Origin of the sequence: Bacteroides sp., from assembly GCF_052357945.1 — a bacterium.
Classification (GTDB): Bacteria; Bacteroidota; Bacteroidia; order Bacteroidales; family Bacteroidaceae; genus Bacteroides.
On sequence record NZ_DAWCXD010000238.1, the window covers coordinates 1 to 4,268 of the forward strand.

The window sequence follows — 4,268 nt, forward strand, 5'->3', positions numbered from 1 at the left end:
AAGAATGAGACAACTAAAGATTACCAAAAGTATCACTAACAGAGAGAGCGCTTCTCTTGACAAGTATTTGCAGGAAATCGGTCGCGAGGACCTTATTACTGTGGAGGAAGAGGTAGAACTCGCTCAACGCATTCGTAAGGGTGACCGTGTAGCATTAGAGAAATTGACACGTGCCAATCTTCGTTTCGTCGTATCCGTAGCCAAGCAGTACCAGAACCAAGGTTTGAGTTTGCCTGACTTGATTAATGAAGGCAATTTAGGACTGATCAAGGCCGCCGAAAAGTTTGATGAAACACGTGGATTTAAGTTTATCAGCTACGCTGTATGGTGGATTCGCCAGTCTATTCTGCAAGCATTGGCAGAGCAGTCGCGTATTGTTCGTCTCCCGTTGAATCAGGTAGGTTCGCTGAATAAGATCAGCAAAGCCTTCTCGAAGTTTGAACAGGAAAACGAGCGGCGTCCGTCTCCCGAGGAGTTGGCAGACGAACTGGAAATTCCGGTTGATAAAATCTCTGATACGCTGAAGGTATCCGGCCGTCATATTTCGGTGGATGCGCCTTTTGTGGAAGGGGAGGATAACAGCCTGTTGGATGTGTTGGTTAACGATGATTCGCCAATGGCGGACCGCTCTCTGGTTAATGAGTCTCTTGCGAGGGAAATTGATAGAGCTCTTTCTACGTTAACCGATAGAGAAAAAGAAATCATTCAGATGTTTTTCGGTATCGGACAGCAAGAAATGACATTGGAAGAAATCGGCGATAAATTTGGCCTCACACGTGAGCGCGTTCGTCAGATTAAAGAAAAAGCAATTAGAAGACTTAGACAAAGTAATCGTAGTAAATTGCTCAAATCTTACTTGGGATAAGTAAGGAATATCAGTTTCTGAAAGAAAAAAGAATTTGAGTCGCATAAGTCGCACTTTTCATATAGAAGAATGTACTTATGCGACTTTTTACATAAGCCCCATTCTATAATTCAATCTTATACTATGCGAGTTTTATGAAAAAGTCAGTTTTAATATCATTGGTTCTTATTGCTTTGGGAGCAGGGCTGGTGGCGTATGCAAGATGTGCGGCATCCTTTTCTGATTCGGTGCCTGCTAAAGTAGAGCAGCGTTTGCGGGAAAAAGCACAGGCGGGAAAGGCTTATTGTGATAAGAATGGATATAATACGAATTATTGCTTTCTGGTAGATTTCAGTATTCATTCTGGTAAAAGGCGTTTCTTTGTATGGGATTTCAAAGGAGATTCCGTGAAGTATGCCAGTCTCTGTGCTCATGGATATGGGAAAAATAGCACTGTGTCCAAGCCTGTATTCAGCAATGTGGAAGGTAGCTATTGCTCTTCTTTGGGAAAATACAAGGTGGGTATCCGGTCGTATAGCAAGTGGGGAATCAATATTCATTATAAATTACATGGATTGGAAGCGACGAATAATAATGCTTTCAAGCGGTATATCGTGTTGCATTCTTATACTCCGTTGCCGGAAACAGAGGTATATCCTTTGCATCTTCCGTTAGGAATCAGTCAGGGGTGTCCTGTAATATCCGATGAAGTGATGAGGAAAGTTGACGGGTTGCTCAAAGCGGAAAAGAAACCAGTCCTGCTATGGGTCTATGACTAAGAAATGCTATTTATTTGAGATAAATAGAGGTAATCTCCTCTTTTTTGTTACCTTTGCAAGGTTAAAAATTATATGATATGAAATACGTAAAAATACTATTTGCAATTGCACTTGTGTTTACCATGTGCTCCGCTTTTTCCTTGAAAAAAGACCACTCTAAACCGGTTTATGCTTTTGGAATTTCTGCCTCATTTACGGATACAGTAGTCTATTTCACGGACATTCAGATATTAGATAGTGCGAAGGTTAGCAAGGAAGGCTTCTTGTCTCACCGTGAGTTGTATAGTTATCAGTTGAAGAATTATCTGGAGGATAACCAGTTGCAACAGAATAGTACATGTATGATTTACTTCTCGGAAAACAAGAAGAAATTAGAAAAAGAAGCAACGAAGATTCTGAATAAATACAAGAAAAATAATAGAATGACGGTGTCGCGGATTGATTCTGATAAATTCCACTTTACGAAACCGGAAGAATAATAAGCAATAGTTAAATTGTTAATATAATAAGAGATGCAGCTTTGCATCTCTTATTTTTTTATCTTTGCCTCGTAATAAACTTGAAATCTAATGAAAAAGATAAAAATATTCTCCTTGTTTGTGTGTTTGGCTATGCTGGTAATCGCTTGTCATAATGACGATGATGAAAGAGGAGTCCAGATGCGTACAGTTCTTGTTTATATAGCAGGTGACAATTCTCTTCGCAGCTTTGCCACAGAGGATTTGGCGGAAATGACAGAGGGAATGCAGTCTGTAGATGATAACTCTTATAACCTACTCGTATACATTGATACCGGATCAAGTCCTAAACTAATTCGATTGAAGAAGGATAAAAAGAAGAATGTAGTACAGGAGGTAATCGCTACGTATGAAGGACGAAACTCTGTAGATGCCTCTAAGATGAAGGAGGTTATCAACACGGCATTTTCTGAATACCCGGCACAGAATTATGGGTTAGTTTTGTGGTCTCATGGAGAAGGATGGTTGGCAAAATCGCAAAATAAAACCCGTTGGTGGGGACAGGATGGCGGTTCAAATTACATGGATATTTCCGAGTTAAAAGATGTTCTGCGTAGTGCACCTCATTTGAGTTTTCTTCTTTTCGATGCATGCTTTATGCAATCTGTTGAGGTGGTCTATGAATTGAAGGAACATGCGGATTACATAATAGGCTCTCCGACAGAGATACCCGCACCGGGTGCTCCATATCAGAAAGTAGTTCCGGCTATGTTTGCCAATAATGTATCGGCTACGGACATAGCAAAGGCATATTTTGAATTTTATGCAGATGAAAATCTTTATACTGGCAAATTGCCATATAATTGGGGCTTAGGTGATCCCTGGACGGCAGGAGTCTCTGTTTCGGTTGTGAACACTTCCATGTTGGAACAACTGGCTAAAAGCAGTAGTGAGATTATTCCGAAATATATTAAGGGCAGACAAGCGATAGCCACATCGGGCATACTCTGTTATGATTGTCGGTCCAGTAAGTATTATTATGATTTTGATGGATTAATACGTTCTTTAGGTAGTGAGACTAGCGAATATGAGGCTTGGAAAGCTGCTTATGACGCTGCTGTGGTTTATTGGAAGACTACTCCTAATAATTACTCTAGTTATGGCGGTAGTTTCTCGATGAATGGCTCTGCGGGACTTTCTACTTATATATTTCGTCAGTCGTATGAAGAGGAGATAAATCCTTTTTATCGTCAGTCGATACAATGGTACTCCGCTGCCGGATGGGATGAGGCAGGCTGGTGATTAAAAATCTGTGATCTGCTGCGTAAAGAGGGTATAGATGAACCGAACAAGATTATGTATGGCCCAACACTATAATAACTCTCGATTTCAAGGCGGCGGAAGGAGCAATAGTATTTCTTTTTCGCCGAAACTGCAGGCGTTCCCCTCTGCAAAAAAAACAAAGTTATGAATAGTGGGGCAGGGACAAAGGGTACAGTGGGGACACTGCAATAATTTCTCACACACGTGCGCGCATATGAAAAGGTGGAAAATGATGAAACGTTGGGAGAAGAAGGAGAGCACGGTGAAGAAGATGCTTCTACTACGACGATGAAGAAGTGCCGCCAGAATATAATTATTCTTTCACCGACTTTAAGACTGTACTTCAATTTGTGAATCTCTCTACTGCCAAGCTACGCATATCCTGTTATTTCTTGTCCTTACGGAAATTAGCCATCTGATGAGTGTCGATGAGAATTTCTTCTTTGGTAAATTGAGAGCAGGTTTCACCGGGCACAGGTATGGTAGTCGGTATGGGATAAAGAAAAATACTGCACTCACCTGACTGAAATGTCTGACCTAATGCGGAGTGTTTATCAATGTAGATGATGAAGGGATTATTTTAGCACGCGCGCGAGTGTGTGTGAAGGCCTCCCCTGAAACGTGTACCTTCTGTACCTACTCGTTATTAACAATACAGTGATTTGTCAATGCTAAAGCGGTGCTTTACGAGTGCTAAAGTATAGCTTTACGTTCTCTAAAGCTATGCTTTTCTAAGAGCCTCTCTCAATGCTCTACTATTATCCTCACTTCCTTATCCGTTCTCACACTTTCTTAATCCTATCAAAACAATGTTCAACAACATCGTTATGTGTCAGCACTTTAGGAAATGTATTCAAAAAAACT

Annotated in this window: 5 protein-coding genes; all 5 read left to right on the forward strand. The window is 40.8% G+C overall.

Translation table 11 applies throughout. The features are described 5' to 3' along the window. Nucleotides 1–4 precede the first annotated feature (4 nt). Nucleotides 5–865: a sigma-70 family RNA polymerase sigma factor gene (locus ACT8YW_RS22035; protein ID WP_002561589.1), complete on the forward strand. Its 861-nt coding sequence runs from the start codon at nt 5–7 to the stop codon at nt 863–865. 134 nt (nt 866–999) lie between these two features. Beyond that, nucleotides 1,000–1,623, forward strand: a complete 624-nt coding sequence (locus ACT8YW_RS22040; protein WP_444107155.1) for a murein L,D-transpeptidase catalytic domain-containing protein — start codon at nt 1,000–1,002, stop codon at nt 1,621–1,623. Nucleotides 1,624–1,700: 77 nt separating this feature from the next. Further along, complete coding sequence (locus ACT8YW_RS22045) at nt 1,701–2,102, forward strand: hypothetical protein (protein ID WP_004296669.1); 402 nt, start codon at nt 1,701–1,703, stop codon at nt 2,100–2,102. A 90-nt stretch (nt 2,103–2,192) separates the two neighbouring features. Beyond that, entirely contained in the window at nt 2,193–3,383 is a 1,191-nt protein-coding gene (locus tag ACT8YW_RS22050) for a clostripain-related cysteine peptidase (RefSeq protein WP_444107156.1), read from the forward strand. Between the two features lie 225 nt (nt 3,384–3,608). Continuing rightward, nucleotides 3,609–3,758 (forward strand): hypothetical protein, encoded by a 150-nt coding sequence (locus ACT8YW_RS22055; RefSeq protein ID WP_444107157.1) that lies wholly within the window; start codon nt 3,609–3,611, stop codon nt 3,756–3,758. Nucleotides 3,759–4,268: the final 510 nt, after the last annotated feature.

Coding starts and splice junctions, on each gene's coding strand:
- ACT8YW_RS22035 (WP_002561589.1), top strand. CDS start 5: ATGAGACAACTAAAGATTACCAAAAGTATCACTAACAGAGAGAGCGCT.
- ACT8YW_RS22040 (WP_444107155.1), top strand. CDS start 1,000: ATGAAAAAGTCAGTTTTAATATCATTGGTTCTTATTGCTTTGGGAGCA.
- ACT8YW_RS22045 (WP_004296669.1), top strand. CDS start 1,701: ATGAAATACGTAAAAATACTATTTGCAATTGCACTTGTGTTTACCATG.
- ACT8YW_RS22050 (WP_444107156.1), top strand. CDS start 2,193: ATGAAAAAGATAAAAATATTCTCCTTGTTTGTGTGTTTGGCTATGCTG.